General features: G+C 39.8%; 17 protein-coding genes and 1 tRNA gene. 5 read left to right on the top strand and 13 right to left on the bottom strand.

The annotated features are described in order from the left end of the window. Positions 1-305: 305 nt before the first annotated feature. The gene (locus tag ACM5QX_RS08060; RefSeq protein ID WP_414752460.1) at positions 306-2024 is read right to left on the bottom strand and encodes a pentapeptide repeat-containing protein; all 1719 of its coding nucleotides are present in this window, start codon (positions 2022-2024) and stop codon (positions 306-308) included. A 485-nt stretch (positions 2025-2509) separates the two neighbouring features. Between ACM5QX_RS08060 and ACM5QX_RS08055 the strand changes: the two genes are divergently transcribed. Further along, a complete protein-coding gene (locus ACM5QX_RS08055; protein ID WP_414752461.1) occupies positions 2510-5542 on the top strand; it encodes a zinc-dependent metalloprotease in 3033 nt (1010 codons plus the stop codon). Between the two features lie 226 nt (positions 5543-5768). Here ACM5QX_RS08055 and ACM5QX_RS08050 read toward each other — a convergent pair whose 3' ends face one another. From ACM5QX_RS08050 to ACM5QX_RS08040, 3 genes are all read right to left on the bottom strand, one after another. Continuing rightward, positions 5769-6506 (bottom strand): DUF1995 family protein, encoded by a 738-nt coding sequence (locus tag ACM5QX_RS08050; protein ID WP_414752462.1) that lies wholly within the window; start codon positions 6504-6506, stop codon positions 5769-5771. Positions 6507-6734: 228 nt separating this feature from the next. Further along, the gene (locus ACM5QX_RS08045; RefSeq protein ID WP_414752463.1) at positions 6735-6995 is read right to left on the bottom strand and encodes a hypothetical protein; all 261 of its coding nucleotides are present in this window, start codon (positions 6993-6995) and stop codon (positions 6735-6737) included. Between the two features lie 298 nt (positions 6996-7293). Continuing rightward, positions 7294-8517 carry a pre-peptidase C-terminal domain-containing protein gene (locus ACM5QX_RS08040; protein ID WP_414752464.1) on the bottom strand — a complete coding sequence of 408 codons (1224 nt, stop codon included), beginning with the start codon at positions 8515-8517 and terminating at the stop codon, positions 7294-7296. Between the two features lie 489 nt (positions 8518-9006). On the opposite strand from ACM5QX_RS08040, the gene ACM5QX_RS08035 reads away from it, so the two are divergent. Then, complete coding sequence (locus tag ACM5QX_RS08035; protein ID WP_414752465.1) at positions 9007-11037, top strand: protein kinase domain-containing protein; 2031 nt, start codon at positions 9007-9009, stop codon at positions 11035-11037. Between the two features lie 137 nt (positions 11038-11174). Continuing rightward, positions 11175-12071: an adenine-specific DNA-methyltransferase gene (gene yhdJ / locus ACM5QX_RS08030; protein WP_414752466.1), complete on the top strand. Its 897-nt coding sequence runs from the start codon at positions 11175-11177 to the stop codon at positions 12069-12071. On the opposite strand, the gene ACM5QX_RS08025 is transcribed toward yhdJ, so the two are convergent. The 3 genes from ACM5QX_RS08025 to ACM5QX_RS08015 all read right to left on the bottom strand — a co-directional run bounded on the left by ACM5QX_RS08025 (position 12060) and on the right by ACM5QX_RS08015 (position 14688). After that, a complete protein-coding gene (locus ACM5QX_RS08025; RefSeq protein WP_414752467.1) occupies positions 12060-13112 on the bottom strand; it encodes a type II restriction endonuclease in 1053 nt (350 codons plus the stop codon). The two genes, yhdJ and ACM5QX_RS08025, sit on opposite strands and share 12 nt — an antisense overlap. Beyond that, positions 13099-13341, bottom strand: a complete 243-nt coding sequence (locus tag ACM5QX_RS08020) for a helix-turn-helix domain-containing protein (RefSeq protein WP_414752468.1) — start codon at positions 13339-13341, stop codon at positions 13099-13101. Before ACM5QX_RS08020 ends, ACM5QX_RS08025 begins: the two co-directional genes overlap by 14 nt. Positions 13342-13518: 177 nt before the next feature. Then, positions 13519-14688, bottom strand: a complete 1170-nt coding sequence (locus ACM5QX_RS08015) for a cysteine desulfurase family protein (RefSeq protein ID WP_414752469.1) — start codon at positions 14686-14688, stop codon at positions 13519-13521. Between the two features lie 113 nt (positions 14689-14801). Between ACM5QX_RS08015 and ACM5QX_RS08010 the strand changes: the two genes are divergently transcribed. Next, positions 14802-16430 (top strand): DUF655 domain-containing protein, encoded by a 1629-nt coding sequence (locus ACM5QX_RS08010; protein WP_414752470.1) that lies wholly within the window; start codon positions 14802-14804, stop codon positions 16428-16430. 100 nt (positions 16431-16530) lie between these two features. Here ACM5QX_RS08010 and ACM5QX_RS08005 read toward each other — a convergent pair whose 3' ends face one another. Then, positions 16531-17013 (bottom strand): gluconokinase, encoded by a 483-nt coding sequence (locus ACM5QX_RS08005; protein WP_041456504.1) that lies wholly within the window; start codon positions 17011-17013, stop codon positions 16531-16533. An 8-nt stretch (positions 17014-17021) separates the two neighbouring features. Continuing rightward, complete coding sequence (gene sfsA, locus ACM5QX_RS08000; RefSeq protein ID WP_414752471.1) at positions 17022-17747, bottom strand: DNA/RNA nuclease SfsA; 726 nt, start codon at positions 17745-17747, stop codon at positions 17022-17024. Between the two features lie 335 nt (positions 17748-18082). Here sfsA and ACM5QX_RS07995 point away from each other — a divergent pair, with 335 nt between their 5' ends. Continuing rightward, the gene (locus tag ACM5QX_RS07995; protein ID WP_414752472.1) at positions 18083-18751 is read left to right on the top strand and encodes a 2OG-Fe dioxygenase family protein; all 669 of its coding nucleotides are present in this window, start codon (positions 18083-18085) and stop codon (positions 18749-18751) included. An 83-nt stretch (positions 18752-18834) separates the two neighbouring features. On the opposite strand, the gene gltX is transcribed toward ACM5QX_RS07995, so the two are convergent. The 4 genes from gltX to ACM5QX_RS07975 form a co-directional block, all read right to left on the bottom strand. Next, complete coding sequence (gltX, locus tag ACM5QX_RS07990; protein WP_414752473.1) at positions 18835-20280, bottom strand: glutamate--tRNA ligase; 1446 nt, start codon at positions 20278-20280, stop codon at positions 18835-18837. Between the two features lie 163 nt (positions 20281-20443). After that, positions 20444-20517, bottom strand: a tRNA-Asp gene (locus tag ACM5QX_RS07985). A gap of 199 nt (positions 20518-20716) precedes the next feature. Next, positions 20717-22243: a serine/threonine protein kinase gene (locus ACM5QX_RS07980; protein WP_414752474.1), complete on the bottom strand. Its 1527-nt coding sequence runs from the start codon at positions 22241-22243 to the stop codon at positions 20717-20719. A gap of 55 nt (positions 22244-22298) precedes the next feature. Beyond that, positions 22299-23903 carry a serine/threonine protein kinase gene (locus tag ACM5QX_RS07975; protein WP_414752475.1) on the bottom strand — a complete coding sequence of 535 codons (1605 nt, stop codon included), beginning with the start codon at positions 23901-23903 and terminating at the stop codon, positions 22299-22301. Positions 23904-23964: the final 61 nt, after the last annotated feature.

Here is a 23964-nt window from a genome sequence, read left to right as displayed (position 1 = left end):
GGAACTTCTAGATGAATCCTTGCTTTTTACACCTTTGCGCCTACCCTTCGGGAACGCCTTACGGCGAATGCGCCTTTGCGTGTTAGCGTTAGTGGGGCGTAGCCCGATAAAAATCATCCCCTTAATCAGCAACGCCAAAAAATATCCAAAATGTAAGGGTGCGTCAGTATGGATAATTTCTGAGTATAGTTAGGTTCTATCGCACTGACGCACCCTACTAAACTCTAGACACGCCAGTGAGGTATTTTGAATTTTGAATTTTGAATTTTGAATTTTGAATTTTGAATTTTGAATTTTGAATTGATTTACCTCTTTCCCAACTTTTCCCGCAACGCCTCCGGTAAATTCAGTGCTGTCTCCAAACCCCGTACACCTTCCCATTGCTGAATTTCTCCCCATGTCATCTCTTCTAGGTTGGCTTCACTTATGTCTGTATCATCGAGAATGGCATAACTGAGGTTAGCACTACTGAGGTCTGCACCATTCAAAATTGCGCCACTCAAGTTACTACCACTGAGGTTGGCACTGTTGAGGTTGGCAAAGCTAAAGTCAGTACCCAAAAGTATGGCATCGCTGAGGTCTGCGCCTGTGAGGTCGGCTTCGCTGAGAATTCCGCCACTCAAATCGGCATCGTTGAGAACTACGCCAGTTAAATCTACGCCACTGAGGTCTGCACCTAAGAACATAGCGCCGTTGAGTCTGGCGTAGTTGAGTTTCGCGCCGTTGAGTTTGGCATAACTGAGGTCAGCTACCTCCAGAATGGCATCACTTAAGTTAGTACTAAAAAGAATGGTATCGCTCAGGTTAGTACCGTTGAGGGTGGCGTGTGTCAGGTCTGCACCACTCAGGTCTGCACGACAAAGGTCGGCGCGACTGAGGTCAACATGATTGAGGTTGGCATCACTGAGGTTAGCACCAAATAAGATGGCGTTGCTGAGGTTAGCCCGACAGAGTTCGGCATCTCTGAGGTTAACACCACTGAGGTTGGCGTGGCTGAATTCGCCATCGTTGAGGATGCAGCTACTCAAGTCAGCACGGCTGAGGTCGGCACGTTCCAAGTTAGCACCGCTTAGGTTTGCGCCTGTAAGGTTAGCGCTGCTGAGGTCGGCACTACTCAGGTTGGCACCACTGAGATTAACACTGCTGAGGTTGGCATCACCAAAGTCTGCACCTGTGAGGTTAGCACCTTGGAAGTTTGCCCCTGTAAGGTTGGCATCACCAAGGTATGCACCACTGAGGTTAGCACCACTGAAGTTGACTCCCGTCAAGTTGGCGTTTCCCAGGTATGCACCTTGAAAGTTACCACCCCGGAGAAATTCCCCCACGATATTACTAAAGTTGCCAATTTCAATGGCATCGCTATAATTAATTACCCGCAGTAGTTGGGAGGTGAAAAAGCTGTCTGTATCTGGTGGGGAAGAAGGATAAAAGTTGATTTGTTGCCGCAGTTCTTCTTGCTCTTGGGCGTGGCGGTGTAATTCTAGAAGTAAAATCAGGACATTAAGCCCGGCGTAAATATCAATCTGCCTCAGTCCAATACCCTGATTTTGTGCTGCCATCTCCATCAATTTTCGCTGAGGTAAGTTCTCGCTTGGTGGCGCATCGATAAATTCTCCTCGACACCAACGTTGATAAAAGTCTTCTAGGCGGTGAAATAGCAACTCTGGGCGAAATTCTTTTTCAAAGATAAGCAATTCTATAACTTTTTCGACTATTTCTGGAGTTAATGCACCATTACCGAGTAAATCATAAATCTCTTGTTGGAGTTGGCTACTACTAGTTGAAAATTGCCCCCTACTATCCTCTCTTATCCATGCCTCTAAACTGATTTGTAATCTTTCACATAAAATTTCTTTCTGTAAATTAACTTGAGAAAAATTTACATCTTTGGCTGGTTTTTGTTGGTATTTTCCCAGAGGTAAAAATGAGCGACTACCTACATACTTTGTTGTAGGCCTATCTGTTGACCTTGTACCCCGAACATAATTTTGTAATAGTTTCCAAACATGAGGTAGTTGTGACATTTTTTTATCCATTAATAATAAATTGTCAAGGTAGAAATATATAGATAAATTCAATGGTTTGGTGCTGTGAGAACATAAATATTTAGTATAAAATAAATCCAAGTATTTAAAATTAAAATTACATCAACAACACCTGACATAAGGATTTTCTCGGTAGAAAATTTAATCTTTAAGAGGACGATAAGGCTATATGTTCTCAAAAATTGGGGAAATTGAGCTATTTTAAGGAAATAATTCTATTTTTAGGCGCTAACTCTACCAAAACAGATGTAAAAATAATACGTACTGTTTGCTACAAAGACGATTGTTAGGAAAAATACTACAACAAAACAGCACAAAAAATCTAAAAAATGCTGTTCCTCACCAAACTGAGAAGCTAATTGCTAGCCATCAGGTAGTTTTGTGTCTTTTCCGGTGAACAGACAACTAACTAACGCTCATAGCGCATGAGAAATAATTAACGATACTTATCAGGAATAAACTAGATGAGAAAATTTACCTTTTATTTAATATTGTTCAATGGATTATTTTTAGGAATTGCAACAGCGAACGCCAAGTTATCACCTGTAGATATAGTTAATCAACATTTGCAAAATTCTCCAATTATAGATATAACAACTAAGCCTCAAAAACCCATAACCAATCAACACCCCTATATATCTACACCCTTACACCCTGCTTACACTCTTTCTTCCTCTGCTGCTATCAAGCAATCACATCAGCCTCTACTACAAAGACCAGAACAAATTTGGGTAATTAACCAAAATCAACAGGTCAAGGATCAACCCTTTATTTGGGTGGTGAATGATCATAAAAAGGCGGCACAGCAACCATTTCTACAAATTGGTAAAGCCACAGATAAACCAGAGAAGAAACCTGCTACAGAATCTAAGCCGGAAAAAAAGGATGACTTAGAATCTTTTGATGAAGTAGTAAAAGATACTGAAAAACTAGACGGTCTATTTACTCTCTATCGTCATAAAGAAAAGAATAAAATATATCTAGAAATTAAGCCAGAACAGCTAAATAAAAATTACTTAGCTACCGCAACCCTAGAATCTGGTATTGGCGAACAAGGAATTTACAGTGGTTTACCATTACAAGACTTTTTATTTTATTTCCAGAGAGTAGACAAAAAACTATCTTTTGTGGTGCGTAATGTGAATTTTCGCACAAGGGAAGGTGATCCACAAGCGCGATCGCTCGCCCGTTCGTTTAGCGATTCTGTTCTCTACTCGGTGGACATCAAAAGCATCCATCCCCAGAGAAAAACCTTGCTAATTGACTTGGGTGACTTGCTGCTGGCAGACTTAGCCGGATTATCTTTGTTTACAGGATTGACTCCAAATACAGACCAGTCCTCCTTTGGCAGTGCCAAAACCTTTCCCCACAACTTAGAGATTGAGTCGGTCTTGAACTTCTCTAGTAGTACTGGTACTAACCCTAACAATGAAATGTTATATTTCACGACCGTACCAGACAGTCGTGGCTTCACCCTCAGGGTTCACTATAGTCTTTCCCAACTACCAGAAAATAATTATCGTCCCCGGATAGCTGATGAACGGGTTGGTTACTTTATCACCGCTTACCAAGATTTATCTAAAGAAGAACGCAACGATCCTTTTGTCCGCTATATTAATCGCTGGCACTTAGAAAAGAAAGACCCGGAATCACCCCTATCTCGTCCCAAAAAACCCATTGTCTTCTGGATTGATAACGCCGTACCCTTACAGTACCGCGAAGCTGTCAAAGAAGGGATACTCATGTGGAACAAGGCTTTTCTTAAAGCGGGATTTCAAGATGCGGTGGAAGCCAGACAAATGCCAGACAATGCCGCATGGGACCCAGCCGATATTCGTTACAATACAATTCGTTGGATTAACACTGTTGATGGTTATTTTGCTATGGGGCCATCTCGCGTTAATCCTTTAACTGGAGAAATTTTGGATGCAGACATATTAGTTGATGCTAGTCTTGTCCGCTTACTCAAAAATCGATACAGCACACTTGTAGAACCTAGTCAACTCAATACCCGTACTTCCTTATCGGCATTAATGCGGAATCGGGGACTTTGTAACAAAGGTTTAGCCGCAAAAGCCAACAACACTACCCAAGAAAAATCTCCAAGACCAAATGGTTTTTTGCAGCGTTTATCCAAGCTAGCCGGTGATTATGACTTATGCTACGGCATGGAAGCCGCCAATCAATTTGCTTTTGGGGCTTTGTCCATGTCACTGCTACAAAACAACGCACCGAATCAAGAACAGCTACAAGAATATATCAATCAATATTTACGTTTAATTGTTGCCCATGAAGTAGGACATACCTTGGGTTTGCGGCATAACTTCCGTGGTAGTAATCTGCTATCACCAGAAGAGATGAACAATCCAGAAATTAGCCGCCATAAAGGTTTGACAAGTTCGGTGATGGATTATATTCCACCGAATATTGCCCCCCAAGGGACACCGCAGGGAGACTATTTTCCCAGTATGGTCGGGTCTTATGATGATTGGGCCATTCAGTACGGTTATACCCAAACCAACGCGAAAACTCCCATAGCAGAAAAGCCGATTTTACAAGCGATCGCCAGCCAATCTTATAAGCCGGAATTGAGTTATTCTCCCGATGAGGATATGTATGACCTCGACCCCACCGCCGATGCTTGGGATCATAGTGGTAACGTGCTGGTTTATTCCCAATGGCAATTAGATAATTCTCGGTTGATGTGGGCAAATCTCAATAAACGTTTCCCTATGCCGGGAGAAAGTTATAGTGATTTAAGCGATCGCTTTAGCTCAGTTCTCAGTAACTATTTTCAGAATATTTTCTACACAACAAAATACATTGGTGGGCAGTCCTTCTACCGTCTACAGGCTGGGGAAATATCCGCTACTAAGCTAGCCAGTCGCCCAAATCACTTACCCTTTGAACCCGTACCTGTTGAACAACAACGGCAAGCACTCAAAACATTACAAAAGTATATTTTTGCAGAAGATGCCCTGAATTTTCCCCCAGAGCTACTGAATAAATTAGCACCTTCTCGCTGGTATCACTGGGGGAGTTTTCCCCAAATTGGACGCTTAGATTATCCCGTTCATGACTTAATATTATTCCTGCAAGCTGCTGTATTACGGGAATTACTAGCAGGCGATCGCCTCACTCGTCTCAAGGATATTGAACTCAAAAGCTTACCAGAAAAATCACTAGCATTACCTGAGCTTTTTGATACTCTGCAAACTGGAGTTTGGACAGAAGTTCTCAAACCAAAAGCCGGGGCGCTGAAAATTACTAGCCTCCGGCGCGGCTTGCAACGAGAATATCTCGATATCTTGATTGGTATGGTGTTGCGGCGAGAATACGTCCCTGAAGATGCCCGTTCCCTAGCGTGGTATAAACTTAAACAATTAAACGACAAACTCAAGTCAGTCAATACCAACGATGAATATACCAAAGCCCACTTGTTAGAAACTAGCGATCGCATTGAGAAAGCTTTGAATGCCCCATTGCAGGCGAATTAGGTTTGGGGAATGGGGAATGGGTCAAAAAGAGGAAAAGGGGCAGGGGGCAGGGGGCAAGGGGAAAGACCGGGACGGGGCTTGTACCGATGTTCCACTCCGCACTCGCGTTGGGGGAAGGGCTTCCCCTGCTCCCTGCTCCCTTCCCCCCTACCTCTTCCGGTAATGGGTAATCGGTAACGGGTATGAAAGAGAATTTGATTTGTCCCCAATCCCCATTCCCCCTAACTCAACGATTCAACGCCTTAATAAAACGTTGTAAACTTTTGAAAACACTGGGCTTTCTGGCAGGTACAGCATCTGTTTCTGCTGTTTGTGGTTGTCCTTTCATAAGAATTAAATCTATTTCATCACCTGAAGGCTTTTTGGGTAAATTGGCAATTTTCGCCCAGTTACTATCATTTTCTACCCAAATTTCCCAGTCTCCAGGGTAAGAACGGAATAAAGCCGTTTCGTCATCAATAGGACGTAGGTAGTAACAGGATTGAATTGTACTGAGGAAACGCTCACGGGTTTGTCTTGCTGTATAACCAATACCTACAGTACCTGCATCTTCTAAGCGAGGGTTGAGGAAAATAGCCGGGCGATCGCCTATTATTTCACAAATTTTCTCTAGTTGGGGTACTTCTACGGAAGTGGGGGAAATAAAGAGGAAAATTTCATCTTCTGGTTGAATTTTCGATTGAATAGAAGCAGTCCTTCCCGTACCAATATCCAAAATTTGAAAGGGTGCATCTTTCCAATCACGACGAGCTAAAGCAGCAGCACCAGCGTCAGCAAAGAAGACTTTCAAGCGAGATTCGTATTCTACCAAACAGGGGAGAAACTGTTCTGCTACAGGCATAAACTTGAGTTCGGGAAACAGCAACTCGACTTGGATGCGGTTACAACCGTCTGCGAGAGCTGCTTTAGCGGCTTCACGAGATTGGGCGATCGCGTCTTCTAAACTGTTGGGAAGTTCCGGCATAATATATTTATCTCTCAAGCATTTACTTCTATTGTTTCAGTTTATGAAAAATAGCGCCTCGCTAACTAGCTAAAGCTCAAGAGATTAACATATATATTAAACCGCGCCAAAACATGGTTAAGCGCCTTATAACCGCAGTTTCAGGAATTATTTGCTAGCTTAACCCAATTGAGCGATCGCCTTGGCTAATTTTGCCGTAACATCCTCTACAAGTAAAAACCCTTGTCTTCAAGGTGATGTTGGTGGGTCGTTACTAATCGAGAGAGCTTTTTTACTACGTTTCAATTGTTTCCAAAGAGACTTAATTTGCTTACAAGCTTCATCAGGAGAAAGCTTACCGGATGTTTCCAAGGCTGTGACATAGCCAATTTTGTTAGCAAATTCCCGCAAATCAGCGTTAAATGTAAGATTTTCTGCTTTCCCCCGGCCGTAGTAGCGACTGCGAGCAGAAAAAAAGTTGTTTTTGTCGTTCCGATTAGACTCTACCATCACTTCACCTGCTTTTAAGACTGTTTTTAAATATTTTTTTATGCTTAGACAAATAGTATTCCCAGTTTTAAATCCTAAATTAACATCAAAATCAAATTAGGGCTTTCTCAGAAGTTGTCGATTATTTAAGCCAAAACACTCTTCTGTATGAGCGTGTATAATATTAATCCCGGATAATCACTTGTAGTTGGCTTGAGTGGTAACGGGTTTCCGCCGTGAGCTTCAGTCGAACGGTAATTGTTTTTACTATTACCCATTACCCGTTACCAAGTTCCGCAGATATTATGAGGAATAATTTTTAGAAAAGAGTCAATCGATATGTGCCACGGTTATTGGGATTATTGGAAGTAACAACTATATAGTAGGTATCATCCTCAGGCAACCTAGCTCGGTCAATTAAAGCACTATAAAGACCATCTTTAGCATTATCCGCAGCAATAGTCTTCCCTTGAGAATTCAGCAATACTATATAAGGAGAAAACTCTTCATTGACACTATCTGCACGAATACTGACAAGCTGATTTTTTTTGCCTTGGAACTGAGACACATTATAAGCACTACGATTTTGCTTAATGGTTGAGCTTTGAGCATTCAGTTCCGCCGACTCGTCTAGGATATAGCTGGCTCTGTCATTCCTGAGAGCTAAACTATAACGTCCTGTATCACCAGGGTTGCGACTAGTCACTACAATTGTGTAAGTACCTTTGACAGGTAATCTTACAAAGACAAACGCATCCTGAAGATCACTATTTGTCCCAACACTACCTCTTTTTAAGATCACTTTATTATCAGGATCAAGGAGGAACATAAACGGACTGAGACTCAAATTGCTGGAGCGACGTGAATCAGTGCTACCACCCAGCCTGATTTGGAGTAGTTGGTTTTCTCTTCCCTCGAATTTATAGAAATGAAAATACCTTCCTTGGGACTGAAAATCACCTTTAGAAAGTACGCCAAAAGCGATATCTACAAAGTTAATCTCTCTAAAAGGAAGATTAGACAGGGAAACAGGGGAAATTTTGGCAGTTGAATTGCGGCTACCTGGATTTGTAGCTGATTGACGACCTCTCTGCGGTGAAGCAGAGTTAGTTTGTCTAGAGTTGGAGTTGGACTGTGTAGATGTTCTAGGCGCAGAGTTAGTTTGTCTCGGCTGAGAAGTTGGGTTGGAATTTGATGGTGTGGATGTTCTATTTGCAGAATTACTTTCTCTAGGTTGGGGAGTTGGATTAGAGGCTGTTGAGTTGGAAGATTCACGAACAGGAATGGGTGACTCGATTGATTGCTTGCTTTGTTGTGGAGTTGCAGGCGGTGGAGAAGTAGGGATTTGCTCGATAGCTTGTTGTACTGCTTCTGGTTGTCTCTCGTCTGGGGTTTTAGCTATTATCAGTTTTCCAGAGTTCTCATGGATATCAAGAGCCTTTATAGGCAAAGTATAGTTTGCAACTACTAAGCTACTGCTCATGGAAACAATCAAAGCTAAGTTAAATTTGAGCCAATAATTTTTGTTCTTCTGTTCTGCCATAATTTCACTCCTCATACTGCTAGTATTGAGTTATTTATATAACTTCAGATAGATAGCCTTATCTACTTTTAATGCTGGACAATATCCAAGTATTGGCAAATTTTGTTTTGCCTCGTTTATTGTTATACTATGAAAGAAACTTTATATACAAAAAATACTAGATTTTTGGAGTCAATAACTTCACTATACTTTATCAGGAACATATAGCTCACATATAGGAATTGATATTAAGCAGGGATAAGATTCATACTTAATTTTTGAAATATACCCAGAGTGGGCAATACCACCCCCACCAACACTGATATTTGTTTCAATAATCAAATCGGATTTCTAGAAAATGTTAACTGTTTTTGAAAAAAATCATCTTCCATCTTCAATCTCTTAGTTACATCTGTATAAAATTTTTTGATTTAACATAATGCACCAGGTTGATAGCAAAACTATATCTGTTGGATTGACATATACTCAAACTGTACACGGATTCCCAGTATGCTTTGCTGTTTGAATCCTAATTGCTCCATGCCTCAAAATCCCGATGGCAAAATGTATTGCCAACGTTGCAATACACAATTGATACCCTTATTAAGGGGGCATTATCGCATTATCAAGGTGCTATCGGATGAAGGTGGATTTGGGAGAACATATCTATCAGAAGATATAGATAAATTGAACGAATTGTGTGTAGTTAAACAATTTGCACCTAAAGTTCAAGAAAATTCAGCTATGAAAAAAGCAGTTGAGTTATTTAAACAAGAAGCTCAACGCTTGCAACATTTAGGAGAACATCACCAGATTCCTACCCTATTAGCTTACTTCGAGCAAGATAATTATCTATTTTTGGTGCAACAGTTTATTAATGGAAACAATCTATTACAAGAATTACGTCAAGGGGTAGTTTACAACGAAAGTACAATTGTCGAATTTCTCTTAGATTTACTCCCTGTATTGAAATATATTCATGAACGTGGGGTAATTCATCGAGATATTAAGCCACAGAATATCATCCGCCGTCAGAGTGATGGGGGATTAGTGCTAATTGATTTTGGTGCTGCCAAGCAGCTAAAAGCGACAATGCAGACTCAATTGGGAACCACTATTGGCTCACTTGGTTACACTCCAATTGAACAAATGCAGTATGGCAAAGCTTACCCAGCGAGTGATTTATTTAGTCTGGGTGCGACTTGCTTTCATCTGTTGACGGGGATTAACCCATCTAATTTATTTGTAGAACAAGGCTACAGTTGGGTTGAATCCTGGCGGCAATATTGGAACACTTTAGATTCAGATAGAAACGAAGGTGAATATCTGGTTAAGGTTTTGAACAAGCTGTTAGAAACAGATATTCAAAGGCGTTATCAATCGGCTGATGAAGTGATGAATGATTTGATCAAGCAGCGATCGCTACTCTCAAGATTAAAAACCACAATACCAAAGTCTGCTCTCTTTTCAACATCTTGGTCTGCATCAACTTCATTAACCGCGTCTACAACCAAAAAACAAGCTCGGAAATCACTCAATGGTAAGTTTAAACAACAACTCCTCATAAATACCATGAGTGCGCTGTTAGGGTTAGTGGGTGTTGGGCATTTACAGTCTCTCCCCCAGTTAATTACTAAATTTTCCGAAATTTCTACCCAACCTTACACTCTCAAGGGTCATGCCAGCGATGTCAATTCCGTTGCTTTTTCTCCTCATGGAGAATTTCTAGCTAGTGGCAGTGATGACAAAACTATTAAAGTTTGGAATTTAAAAACTAAACAGAAAATTCATACTCTTCCAAGTCATTCTGGATGGGTTTGGGCTATTGCTTTCTCCCCAGATGGCAAAACTCTTGCTAGTGCCGGTGCTGATAAGACTATCAAATTGTGGAACCTCACAACAGGCAAAGAAATTCGCCATCTGAAAGGGCATTCTCAGGGAGTGGCTAGCGTTGCTTTTAGTCCAGATGGCAAGACTCTAGCTAGTGGCAGCTTAGATAAGACAATCAAACTGTGGAACCTAGCAACAGGCAAAGAAATCCGCACGTTGTCAGAACATTCCAATGTGGTTGCCAATGTAGCCTTTAGTCCAGATGGCAAAACTCTTGCTAGTGGCAGTTGGGATAAAACAATTAAATTATGGAATCTCACAACCAGTAAGGTAATTCGTACCTTGGAAGGACATTCCGATTTGGTGATGTCTGTAGTCTTCAATCCAGATGGCAAAACTCTTGCCAGTGCTAGTAAGGACAAAACGATTAGATTGTGGAATCTGGCGACAGGAAAGACCATCCGCACCCTAAAAGGGCATTCTGACAAGGTTAATTCTGTTGTCTATGTACCAAGAAATAGCACAGTTCTTGCCAGTGGCAGTAATGACAACACAATTAAACTATGGAATTTAACGACAGGAGAGATAATCCGCACCTTAAAGCGCGATTCTGGATACATTTATTCCGTAGCCATTAGTCCCGATGGGCGTAATCTTGCTAGTGGCGGTAGTGCTGAGAATATTATCAAAATTTGGCCAATGAGTTGGTGAAATTCAATTTTCAGTCCTGATTCAGAAACGCTATATGCACTGCCCAAATGCCACTGGGTAGAATCAAACCTTGAAATATTCAGGTCAATGATGTAGACTTTAAGTCACATTAAAATTAATACCTAAAGGCATTGCTCATGGTTTCAAAAGTTAAATTAAACACCAAAATATATAAAGATGATTTTCATACTATTATTCACGGTGATGCTCTGGAAAACTTAAAACGCTTTGAATCAGAATCAATAAACTTAATTTTTGCTGATCCACCTTACAACATAGGAAAAGACTTTGATGGTTTACTGGAAAACTGGACGGAAGAAGAGTTTCTCCATTGGACATATGAGTGGATTGATGAATGCCATCGGATTCTCAAGCCTAATGGCACATTCTACCTAATGAATAGCACAGAAAATATGCCTTATATTGATATTAAATGCCGTAATAATTTCTACATTAAAAGCAGAATAATTTGGGCTTATGATAGCTCAGGAATGCAGGCAAAAAGGTACTTCGGATCTATGTATGAGCCAATACTTATGCTAACAAAGCATGATCGAAACTATATATTTAATGCTGAAGATATTATGGTTGAGGCTAAAACAGGCGCAAAACGTCAGTTAATTGATTATAGAAAAGAACCTCCTCAACCATACAATACTGAGAAAGTACCAGGTAATGTTTGGAATTTCGCACGAGTACGCTTCAAAATGGAGGAGTACGAAAATCATCCAACCCAAAAGCCTGAATCACTTCTGGAACGAATTATTTTAGCATCTTCAAATGTTGGAGACATAGTACTAGATCCGTTTTGTGGTAGTTTTTCAACATGTGCAGTTGCCAAGCGTTTAGGAAGAAAGTCTATCGGGATTGAGATAAACGAAGAATACGTAAAGATTGGAATTAGACGGCTAAATTTGCCATCTGATTATACCAGTGAAGAACTAGCTAAAGAAAAAAGAAGAAAAACAAAAAATCTCTCTAAAAAAGCAAGATTTATATCAGAAGAACGACCGAAACAGGCTTCAATAATCTAACAATCCATATTCTAATTTAAAGCATTGAACAACGATTTCTTTCAATTTATAAATTGAATCATGAGAATCCTTAACCTGTTCAAGAATAGCCCTAAGTTCATTTAACGTGTAAATCTCATCAAACAAATTCAGATATACCTTGACCTGTTCAGTGCTGTATATCTGAAGAGAGTCTTGTTTGATTTTATCTCTTACTTGTTGTTGTGTTAAATCGGTTTTGATAACAAAGCTCATTGGAAATCGATTTACTTTGTCAAAATCTAAAAAATATTTTTTAAAATCTAATGTTTCAGTTACCTGAAAGAAATTACCCAATGGTTTCAAAACAAAGTCAATTCCGCCATCATTTGCGTTTGTTCGCCCTGTACGATAAAGAGTTAACTGTTCTGAAAAATTTCTACCATTTATAGAAAAAGAAACTGTTGTCTTCGCAAAGTGTAAATAAAGTAATCCGAATGAAATAATTTCAAATAGTCTAGCATCTGAATTGTATTGAAATGCCTCTGCAATCAACTCAGCGATTTGTGAATCAGTATTAGCTGCTTCAATTTGGTTCAAGTAGGCAGTTTGATTATTATCAATAATAGTTATATAACTATCTATGGCATCTACAATGAAGCTGGCTGAAGAGTTAGGATTCATATTATATTCGACTAGTAAATCAACAGATATCCTTCTAGCTTTTCTTCCGTCGCCAAGATTAGCAGGCTGTACAGGAAGCATATTATCACTGACTTTGTATTGGCGTTTTACTTCATCATTCAATCGATTATCGAGAGGGTGATTTTGTAATTTTGAACCAAATGGCATTGTTTTCATGCGTTGCATTAGTTCTGTAAAACTTGACCCCTCAAAATTATCATTTATATAATCTTGAGCTAATACATAAAGTGCATACAAATTTCCCAAAGAACGTCGAGCCTTACTTCCTTTTTCAGAAGCTCTAGTTTTACGTTCAATGTACTTAAAAATTACAGAGTTTTTATTGATTTCATAGCTATCAGCAATTTCTTCTAAAAAATTGATTTCATTGCTGGCCATTGTCCCCCTCCATATCAAAATCCAAAAGCTGCTTGGCGGGAACTTCTAAGGCTTTAGCCAGTTTTACCAAATTCATCAAGCTAATATTTCGTTGTCCTCTTTCTATACCACTTATATAAGTTCGATCTAATCCGGCAAAAGCAGCAAGTTGCTCTTGACTATAACCTTTCGTGATCCTGATTCTTTTAATATGTGCGCCAAACAAAAATAGTATTTTAGCTTCCTGCATGTTATACCCACTAAATATCTGTGGGTATAATCGAATGACGTAGACTATATGTCTACGGACTATAAGTCACATAACTATAACAACTAAGTTGTAACGATGAACTAACTTGATCTCTGGAAGTGACTATGACTTTAATTCCTTTGAGGATATTCAAGGAAATGGGAGGATAACGCTTGATTAATGATGAATCACTAATTCTCCTGGTACCAACCTCTGTAAGATTTGTTTTAAGACCATCGCCGTCCAATCTACATCGGCTGCTGTAGTCTCACGTCCTAATGTCAACCTAATTCCTCCCAAGGCGGCTTTTGTTGAGTAACCCATCGCTAACAATATGGGGCTGGGACTAAGTTTACCACTGTGACAAGCTGCGCCCGCACTAATGCCAATACCGGCAAGGTTTAAATGACGCACTAAGGTTTTACCACTGAGTTTTTCACCGTCGGCTTGTTCGAGGTAGAAACTCACATGATGGGGTAGACGATTTTCTCTGTCGCCGGTGGGGATTAAACCAGGGACATCTGCTAACTGGGCAAATAAGCGATCGCGTAATTTCATTAAACGTGGTATCTCTATAGATAATTCCTCGGCGGCAATTTCGGCAGCGACACCAAAACCGGCGATGATGGGGACTGCTTGCGTACCAGAACGTAATCCCCTTTCTTGTCCACCACCATTCAATAAAGGCGATAATTGCACACCAGGACGAATATATAGCGCCCCTACTCCTTGCGGCCCGTATAGCTTATGACTAGAAAGACTGAGTAAATCTACAGGTAGTTGCTGCACATCTATAGGTAAACGTCCCACTGCTTGCACTGCATCTGTGTGGAACAATGCCCCGTGTTGTTGAGTTATCTTACCTAACTCTGCAATTGGTTGGACTGTGCCAATCTCACTTTGACCGTAAATCACAGAAACTAAAACCGTGTTATGTCGTAACGCAGCTTTTAAATGTTCGGGGTTAACTCTCCCTGTATTATCCACACCCAGCCGAGTGACTTCCCAACCCCATTTTTCTAGTAGGTTGGCAGGTTCGCTAATAGCCGAATGTTCCACACTAGAAATAATGATATGTTGCGGCACATTTTGCATTCTGACAACACCCACAATTGCTAGGTTGTCCGCTTCCGTACCGCCTGAGGTGAAAATAATTGATTCGGGATTGGCAGCGTTAATTAACCCTGCTACCTGCACTCTTGCTTGTTCTACAATAGTCGTTGCCCGTTGTCCCCATTCATGTAGACTAGAAGGATTCCCCCACTGTTGAGTCAGGACTGATTGCATAAGTGCGATCGCTTCTGCACGAGTGGGAGTAGTAGCACTGTAATCTAGATATATTTGCATATAAGGCAAGGGCAGGGGCAGAGGGGAATAAATACTGACTGTTGACTATGGATTAATCATCAATGTGGGAATTATATATATGTCCATTCCCATCCCACTTGTAGCAGATTAACGTGCAGATTTTCCCAGCATTTAGTAATTTTTGGGTATTTTTTTTGATAGTGGCGATCACAGCCTGTCAAAAAGTCCAATCTCACAATAATCGTCCTGCACCTCTACCGCAAGACTCATTTGTGAAAGTTTACTTTAATCAATCTGAATCCTCAGAATATCGAGAACCTTACCGTCAACAAACTCGACTGGGAGATAACTTAGAACAGCAGATTGTTGACGCTATTTCTCAAGCTAAATCTACTATCGATGTAGCAGTACAAGAATTGCGTTTACCGAGAATCGCCCAAGCCCTCAAAGACAAACAAAAAGCGGGAATCAAAGTCAGAGTAATTTTAGAAAATACTTATACTCGTTCTTTGAGTAACTTGACACCAGATGAAGTCAATAAATTACCTGAACGGGAACAAGCTCGATATCAAGAATACTTTAAATTTGTAGACCTAAATCAAGATAATCAACTCAGTCCTGAAGAAGTTAATCAGAGGGATGCACTGATAATTTTACAAAATGCCAAAATTCCTTGGATAGATGATCAAGCTGATGGTTCAGCAGGTAGTAAGTTGATGCACCATAAGTTTGTGGTTGTAGATAATCGCATAGTAATTGTGACTTCGGCAAACTTCACCTTAAGCGATGTTTTCGGGGATTTTTCTAATTCTTCAAGTTTGGGAAATGCCAATAACCTATTACACATTGATAGCCCAGAATTAGCAGCTTTGTTCACAGAAGAATTTAACCTCATGTGGGGTGATGGTGTTGGCGGTAAACCAGACAGTAAATTTGGTTTAAATAAACCTGTACGTCCTCCCCAAAAAATTACCTTGGGTGACAACACAATTACTGTGCATTTTTCCCCAACTTCACACACCTTACCTTGGACTCAAAGCAGCAACGGCTTAATTAATGAAACCTTAAATTTAGCGAATACATCTATTGATATGGCGTTGTTTGTTTTTTCCGAACAGCGTCTTGCTAATACATTAGAAAAACGTCATCAACAACAAGTCTCAATTCGAGCATTAATTGACAAACAATTCGCTTATCGTTATTACAGCGAAGCTTTAGATATGATGGGAATTGCCTTGAGTAATAAATGCCGATATGAAATTGATAATCGACCTTGGTCTAATCCAGTTACTACGGTGGGTGTACCCACTTTACGAGAAGGAGACCTGCTACACCATAAATTTTCTGTTATCGACAACCAAACGGTAATTACAGGTTCTCACAACTGGTCTGATGCAGCAAATTATGGCAATGATGAGACTTTGATAGTAATTAATAATCCCACAATTGCTGCTCATTATGAGCGCGAATTTGCTCGTCTTTATGCTAAAGCTCAAGTCGGTGTCCCAACCAAAGTCCAAGCACAAATTCAACAAGAACAAAAGCAATGCGGTCAAATTAAAACTCCCACTTCCAGCGAACTTACTCCAACTCAAGTGGTGAATATCAATACAGCAAATTTAGTAGAATTGGAGACCTTACCTGGTGTAGGTAAAAAGCTAGCCCAAAAAATTATCACCGCCCGTCAGCAGCGAAAATTTGTCTCATCACAAGACTTGGATAAAGTACCTGGAATCAGTCCAAAGATGATAGAAAATTGGCAAGGGCGTATTCAATTTTAGTGTGTGATTTTAAATTTTTTAATCTTGCTCTTAATAACATATTTTTGCAAATAAATGAGGTATATAACAGGAGCATTAAATATGTAAATTCTTCTTGTTATTAAACATTTATCATTGTTTTAATAACTTGTATAATAACTTGAGGTGACTGGGAAATATCGACACGTATAACATCATCCGGTTCCTCAAGTGAAGCAAATTGACTTGTGAGCAATTCGACATTCATAAAATGATGCTCACGCTTTTGCAGTCTTGTTTGAATGAGTTCAAATGTCCCTTGCAGGTAGACTAGTTTAATATCAGTATCTAATAATAAAAATTGCCGATAGCTAGCTTTGAGGGCAGAACAAGCTAAGACAACATTTCTATTGTTTTGTAACCAATTTGTAATAGCGGTTTGCAAACTTTGTAACCAAGGTATTCTATCAGCATCATCCAGAGGAATACCACGCCGCATTTTCTCAATATTTTCTAGTGAGTGGAAACTGTCAGCGTCATAAAATTCCCAGTGTAAAGACTCCGCCAACATTTGTCCGATGGTGGTTTTACCGGAACCAGATACACCCATGATGATAATTATCATTGCTGAGATTAAATTACCAGTTTTGCTAAACCTAAATAACGGATGCCTTCCGGGGTAACATCGAAACGACAAGGTAAAACTTCTAAACCTAAGGCGATCGCTTCTCGTAACAACTTACCATATATAGGATCTGTACTATCACCAGGGGCAAACTCTGTACAATCACCACGATTAATAAAATACAGCATTACTGATCGTGTTTGTGGCAATAACGCCATTAATTCCCGTAGGTGCTTTTGTCCCCTTGTGGTTTCTGTGTCTGGGAATAATGCTAAAGTCCCTTTTGCCCAAGTTGTATTTTTTACCTCTAGATAAATTGGGCGTTCTGTATCACTTCCTGTCAAAAAGAAGTCCACCCGACTTTTTTTATCTACCCCGTAAACTACCTCACTTTTGATGTGACTATAGTTACCTAACTCTGGAAACAAGTATTTTGCCAAAGCCAACTTGACTATCTGATTTGGTAAAGCTGTATTTACGCCTACCCAAGTCGGCTCATTATCGTGTACTTGAATCAGTTCTAGAGTATAAGCCAATTTACGCTTAGGATTGGCACTTTTAGAAAGTTGTACCACACTCCCCAGAGTTGAGACTCCGGTCATGGGGCCTGTATTGGGACAATGTGCTGTTACAACTTCGCCGGAAGCTAGTTGTACATCAGCGAAAAAGCGCTTATAGCGCTTTAGCAAAATGCCAGGATATAAAGGTGGGTAACTGTAGAGCCAATCAATCATGTTTAAGGGGACTGGGAAGATAGATTTCTATACCCTGATACTAGTCCTATAGCTTTTTTTCAGTACTTAGCCAATATACACCTAAGTACTGACTATTTAAAATCTTTGCTTACAAGAGAATTGGGATATTAGTAATAAGTGATACTCCCATTACCCATTACCATTAATCTGTTTGGCATATCCTATGGTTGAGCTTTTGTTATGCCTTTATCATAATTTGTCAATTTTTGTAGTTAAAATGACGACATTTTAATAAAAAGAAGCATATACTCGATGTAATAAGCCTTCCTTAGAGGAAAATCGGAAGGGTTGCAATCTGCAAGGAGAGAAATCCTATGCAAATAGTCGGGGGAATGACGGAATTAGAATATGCCTTTTTGTTCACCCTCAGAAAGGTAAATTCAATCGAGTTAGGAGATTTTAAGCCATTTTATAATAATTTACCAGTTGATCCTTATATTAAAGGCAACTATCGTCTGCGAAGATTATCTCGATTTATAGTTGCAGAGGATCAGTTAGTTAAGCTACCTCATGGTTATCTGTTTCAAAGTAAAGATTACAATCCATTAGTTGGCGATATTAAAAGAGAATTTGCAGAATTAGATGACGCACTCATCGGACTTAATAGTTTTAAAAATCTGGTATTAGCATTTAGCGATTCTTGCAAACTCCATCCAGAAGCAGAAATCGGCGTGCATCAAATCAGAACTACTTGTTCTCCAGATAATTTTGGCAATCCCGCACCTGAGGGTATCCATCAAGATGGTACAGATTTTATCGGTATCTTCTCTGTTGATAGAGAAAATATTCAAGGTGGGGAAACGCACTTGTATACTGCCAAAAAAGATAAGCCTGTATTCAGTAAGATTCTCAATCCCGGAGAGTTATTATTGGTCAACGACCATGATTTCTATCACTTTACTACTCCGATAAAACCGCAGACAGAAGCTCAAGGTATTAGGGATGTTTTTGTATTAACTTCTCCTAGTTTGCTGACTGATTAAAAATAATTGGTATCAATTGCATAACTATTGATAAGGGCTGTTAACTGTCAACAGTCAACAACCCTCATGATGGATTGTGCAACTTAAAGGCTAGCTGCGATCGCTTGATTCAAGCGTGGTTTATCCAAACCAATTTGATTCAGGAGTAACCAAGATTGAATTAAGTCTGGGCCATGGACATCTCCGGTGAGGGCGACTCTGAGCGATCGCATGACTAAACCTTTCTTCACATTTTGGGCTTTCACTACCTGCTTAATTATGTCTTGGGCGGCAGTTTCTGTAAGTTGGGCTTGAGCTTCTAAGGCGGCGATAATTGCCTCAAGTACAGCTTTAGAACCTTCTTGCTGCAATTGTTTGCTACCTTCTTCGCTCAATTCCACTGTTTCACTGAAAAACAGTTTGCTCATATCTACCGCATCGGTTAACCTAGTCAAGCTGGCGCTGAGTAAACCCACCAACTGTTCTAACCAAGGGCGATCGCGTCCCCCAGCAAATGAATATCCAGCCGCTTCCCAATAGGGAATGAGTAAATCAGTCAACTGATCAACTGGGGTGTTGTGAATATATTGACTGTTCAACCAATCTAGTTTCGCCCAGTCAAATTTTGCCCCGGCTTTATTCACCCGCTCAAAAGTAAATTCTTTGGCGGCTGCTTCTAAGGTAAATATTTCTTGGGTAGAATCTGGTGGTGACCAACCAAGCAAGGTCATATAGTTCACTAAACCCTCGGATGTGAAGCCCATTTGCTGAAAGTCAGAAATGGAAGTCACTCCATCCCGTTTGGAAAGTTTTCGCCCTTCCATATTTAAAATCAGGGGAGTATGGGCGAATTCTGGGATTTTTGCCCCAAAGGCTTCGTATAGCAGAATTTGTTTGGCGGTATTGGCAATGTGGTCTTCTCCCCGAATAACATGACTGATTTGCATATCGATGTCATCAATCACCACGACGAAGTTATATAACGGCTGACCAGTATCATTTTCGGAAGCACGGGCAATGACCATATCACCGCCTAAATCACTGCCTCGCCAAGACATCTTACCCCGTACTAGGTCATTCCAAACGATTTCTCGCTCATCGTCGATTTTAAAGCGGATGACGAAACTACGTCCTTGGGCTTTAAATTCGGCTTCTTGTTCTGGGGTGAGGTGGCGATGACGATTGTCGTAACGCGGGGCTTCGCCTTTGGCTTTTTGCGCTTCTCGTAGGGCTTCTAGTTCTTCTGATGTGGTGTAGCAGCGATAGGCTAAACCCTGATCTAAAAGTTGTTTTACTGCTTTTTGATAAAGGTCGAGGCGTTGGGATTGGAAAAATGGCCCCTCATCCCAGTTCAACCCTAACCAACGCAATCCCGTCATAATATTTTCCGTATATTCGGGACGCGATCGCTCTAAATCTGTGTCTTCAATTCGTAAAATAAATGTGCCGCCGTGGTGGCGGGCAAACAGCCAGTTAAATACGGCTGTTCTCGCTGTACCAATGTGTAAATTCCCTGTTGGACTAGGGGCAATTCTGACTCTAACAGTCACAGTATTTCTCTCTCTCGCAAAGCATGAATAAATTTAGCTTAATACTTAAGCTTCTGAGTCCTGAGATCAATCTAGGAAACATGGACTCAACATAGTTAGGTAATTGCTTCCATCCCATATCTATGCTACTCAGGACTCAGCTATAATCACTTACAAATTAGAACGGGACTGACGGGGCTCGAACCCGCAACTTCCGCCGTGACAGGGCGGTGCTCTAACCAATTGAACTACAGTCCCTTAATTGGCAACTTCCCTATTATGACGAACCTTCAAGGATTTGTCAACCTTATCTATGAAATTTCTTTTTTAGCTCAAATTTTAATTTCTAGGATTTACCCATGAAAATGAAAGTCAAGGGATAGGGGTATAAATCTTTGAAACCCCTACACCCTTACACCCAGTTTCAACAGACAACCCGTGTGCATACGTCCTGACTTCATCCCTTGGCTAATTTTTCCAGCCGGCGTGTAGATGACAGATGCTGAAGCATATGGGCTTGAATTTGTTTATACTGCTGCCTGAGCAGGTTTTTACTAGCCAGAGGTTGAGAAGTTGGTGGGAGTTTTTGACTTTGTTCTACCCAAATTTTCAACTTTTGCCTTTGACTGGTTTCAATGTTACTGCTGAGGACTTGAATACATCTGTGGGGTGGTTCTAGGGTGAAGCAAATTAGGGGGTAGGTTTCATTGTCGGCTAAAGATAGTACTAATGTACGATTGAGGGGATGTTGCATATCTAGGTAGCAAGGTAGCCACTTTGGTTCTTGTTCTTGGTTGTAGAGTAGTGTCACCCACAAAAGCATGGGGTGGGGTGATGTAACAAAGATAAAACGGTTATAAATTTTAGAATTGGCACGCTGCTGAATTTCTTTTGTTGGTAACATCAGCCAGAGTGTGGATAATTTTTTTTTGTGTGTGTTTAGTGGTAGAGGGAAAACAATTTCTTTTTTGGGTTTATCTTGAGGCCAAGTAAGTTCTTTACATTGCTGTTCTAATACTCTTATTACCTCAGAAGCTGATATTAATTGGGGATATGATGGAGGGCTAATATTTGTAGGTAATCCAGCACAGTCAGAATGTTCTAAACCATCAATAATTTGTAATATTTCTCCTACATTTTGTGGGCGATCGCTGGCTTTTTTCTCCAAGCAAGCCATAATTAAATCGTTGAGTTGTTGGGGGATTTTTAATTGGGGTTTGACATCGGCGATCGTCCTTGGTTGCTCAAAGTTATGCGCTTTATACCAAGCACCAAATAAATCAGTTTCTGGTTGCCAAGGTTTTGCTCCTGTGAGCATTTCAAACATGATCACACCCAAGCTATATATATCAGAACGACCATCTAATTTTTCCCCATCTAATTGCTCTGGAGAACAGTAGGGTAGAGTCCCATGAAATCCTCTATTTGTACTTAATGTAACTGTATGATTTAAAAATTTAGCAATACCAAAATCGAGGATTTTTACTAATTGCCCTAATATCGGATCGGGAATAACTAATATATTTGCTGGTTTAATATCTCGATGCACTAAAGGATAAACTTTACCCTCAATTTGAATACCTTGATGGGCGCACTGTAAGCCCAAACAAATCTGGCGGGTGAGATGAACAAACTGGTTTAAAGGTAAGGGAATTAAGTCTTTTAAACTTTTGCCGTTGAGGTATTCCATGACATAAAATGGTTTCCCTGTGTCACTGACACCATAATCATAAGCCCTAACAATATGCAGGCTTTTTTGGCTGAGGGCTGCGCTCATCAATGCTTCGCGGGCAAAGTCTTTTTGAATTTTAGGATCAGATACAGTTTGAGTCAGAAATTTAATTGCAACCGGCGCTCCTCCTAAAAGAACATCAGTTGCTAAGAAAACTTCGCCCATACCGCCTATACCAATCAACTTTTGCAGTTGATAACGATTGGCAAGTAGTCCTGTATTGTGTGGAGATGTAAATGCACTTTGATTCACTTTGACAACCTCTCCTATGCCCACTTTTGACCATTTAAAATGTCAAGTGTTGGTTTTATGACTGATATTTAAAAATTTGTAAGACTTTATCTATTAGTTTGGTCAGCCAACTCTTAATTTCCATTTGTTCTTGTGGTTTATTGACCGCTAAACTCTCCAATATTTCCAGCTTTATTTTTTCATATTCTGTTTTCAATATTTTTCTCGCTTGTTCCGCAGGAACTAATTCATTAGATTTGATATTTTGTTTAAATGTTAACCAATCTGTCAGTTGTTGACGTTGTTGAGCGGTGAGAATGAGGGTGACAACTTGAGCGCAATTAGTTGGTTCTTCTATGGCAAAAAATAAGAGATGATAATATCCTGTTTCTGCTAAAGCTTTAACTATTTTTTGTCCTCTATTTTCTTGCAAATCAATAAAATAAGATAGCCATCTAATTAAAGATAGCTGAACATCATATAGTAAGGTTACCCATAATATCATGGGATAAACATTCATTTTATTAATAAATTTAATGCTATTATTCTTAGATAAGAACTGTGCTATTTCCTGCTTCGGCAACATTGCCCAAAAGGTTGGTATTAGTCCTTGAGTTGTATGGAGAAGATGGGGAAAGCCAATCAGGTCTACTGGTTTATTTTTTGGCCAAGTTTTCTGTAAACATTCTTTTTCAGTAATAGAAGTTACAGGTACTAATTGAACTGTGGGTAGAGTTTCCCAAATATCATTACTAATAGAGTTACTACTCGTATGTTGCTGCTTAACTAATTCTAATACTTGGATTATTTCCTCAATATTTTGCGGGCGATCGCCTACTTCTTTTGCTAAACAACACATGACTAAATCTTGCAATTCTTCTGGTATTTTCAACTGGTCATTTACTTCCACAAGTGTAGGTGGCGCTTGAAATCTGTGGGCTTGATACCAATTACCAAAAGAATTACTTTGTGTTTGAAATGGATGTTTAGCTGTTAGCATTTCAAACATTAGCACCCCTAAGCTATAAATATCAGAACGTACATCCAGTAGTTTACGTCCTTCCATGTGTTCTGGCGAGCAATAAGGTAAACTACCAATAAATGAATCAGTGAGTGTCATCCCACTGCGTTCTGTTAAAAACTTAGCAATGCCAAAGTCAAGAATTTTTACATTTTCATTTTGCTTATTATTTTCTGTAATAAATATATTTTCTGGTTTGATATCCCTATGTACAATTGGGTATATTTCACCTTTGAGAATAATGCCTTGGTGCGCGCATTTCAGACCTACGCAAATTTGATAACAAATATCTAAAAATTTTTCTATTGTTAACGGCTTAAGCTTTAATATCTGTTTTAAATTTTTTCCTTGGAGATACTCCATTACATAAAAAGGAGTTTTTTCATCAGTCACGCCGTAACTTAAAACACGCACAATATTTTTACTTTTACGTCCCAATTGTGCGCCAATAAAAATTTCTCTGGCAAAACGTTGAGATATGTGCTGATTCACTAAGTTCAACATGAGAATTTTCAATGCAACTTTCTTTCCGCCTTTAGCTGCATCTTCTGCTAAATAAACTCGCCCCATTCCCCCTTTGCCAATTAAATCTATGATTAGATAACGATTATTTAAGAATTTTCCAATATAAACATCCGGTTCTGTTTTTGGGTTTACCATAACTGGTAATTTGAGGTTATCTAGTAACTGCTTTATTGAATGAAAACTTAATTTTAACTTA

The organism is Anabaena sp. CCY 9910 (assembly GCF_963920875.1).
GTDB lineage: Bacteria > Cyanobacteriota > Cyanobacteriia > Cyanobacteriales > Nostocaceae > Trichormus > Trichormus variabilis.
This window is presented reverse-complemented; position numbering and strand designations above follow the sequence as displayed.

Coding starts and splice junctions, on each gene's coding strand:
- ACM5QX_RS08015 (WP_414752469.1), bottom strand. CDS start 14,688: ATGCAAATATATCTAGATTACAGTGCTACTACTCCCACTCGTGCAGAA.
- ACM5QX_RS08035 (WP_414752465.1), top strand. CDS start 9,007: ATGCTTTGCTGTTTGAATCCTAATTGCTCCATGCCTCAAAATCCCGAT.
- ACM5QX_RS07995 (WP_414752472.1), top strand. CDS start 18,083: ATGCAAATAGTCGGGGGAATGACGGAATTAGAATATGCCTTTTTGTTC.
- ACM5QX_RS07975 (WP_414752475.1), bottom strand. CDS start 23,903: ATGGTAAACCCAAAAACAGAACCGGATGTTTATATTGGAAAATTCTTA.
- yhdJ (WP_414752466.1), top strand. CDS start 11,175: ATGGTTTCAAAAGTTAAATTAAACACCAAAATATATAAAGATGATTTT.
- ACM5QX_RS08020 (WP_414752468.1), bottom strand. CDS start 13,341: ATGCAGGAAGCTAAAATACTATTTTTGTTTGGCGCACATATTAAAAGA.
- sfsA (WP_414752471.1), bottom strand. CDS start 17,747: ATGATTGATTGGCTCTACAGTTACCCACCTTTATATCCTGGCATTTTG.
- ACM5QX_RS08025 (WP_414752467.1), bottom strand. CDS start 13,112: ATGGCCAGCAATGAAATCAATTTTTTAGAAGAAATTGCTGATAGCTAT.
- ACM5QX_RS08005 (WP_041456504.1), bottom strand. CDS start 17,013: ATGATAATTATCATCATGGGTGTATCTGGTTCCGGTAAAACCACCATC.
- ACM5QX_RS08055 (WP_414752461.1), top strand. CDS start 2,510: ATGAGAAAATTTACCTTTTATTTAATATTGTTCAATGGATTATTTTTA.
- ACM5QX_RS08045 (WP_414752463.1), bottom strand. CDS start 6,995: ATGGTAGAGTCTAATCGGAACGACAAAAACAACTTTTTTTCTGCTCGC.
- ACM5QX_RS08040 (WP_414752464.1), bottom strand. CDS start 8,517: ATGGCAGAACAGAAGAACAAAAATTATTGGCTCAAATTTAACTTAGCT.
- ACM5QX_RS08060 (WP_414752460.1), bottom strand. CDS start 2,024: ATGTCACAACTACCTCATGTTTGGAAACTATTACAAAATTATGTTCGG.
- ACM5QX_RS08050 (WP_414752462.1), bottom strand. CDS start 6,506: ATGCCGGAACTTCCCAACAGTTTAGAAGACGCGATCGCCCAATCTCGT.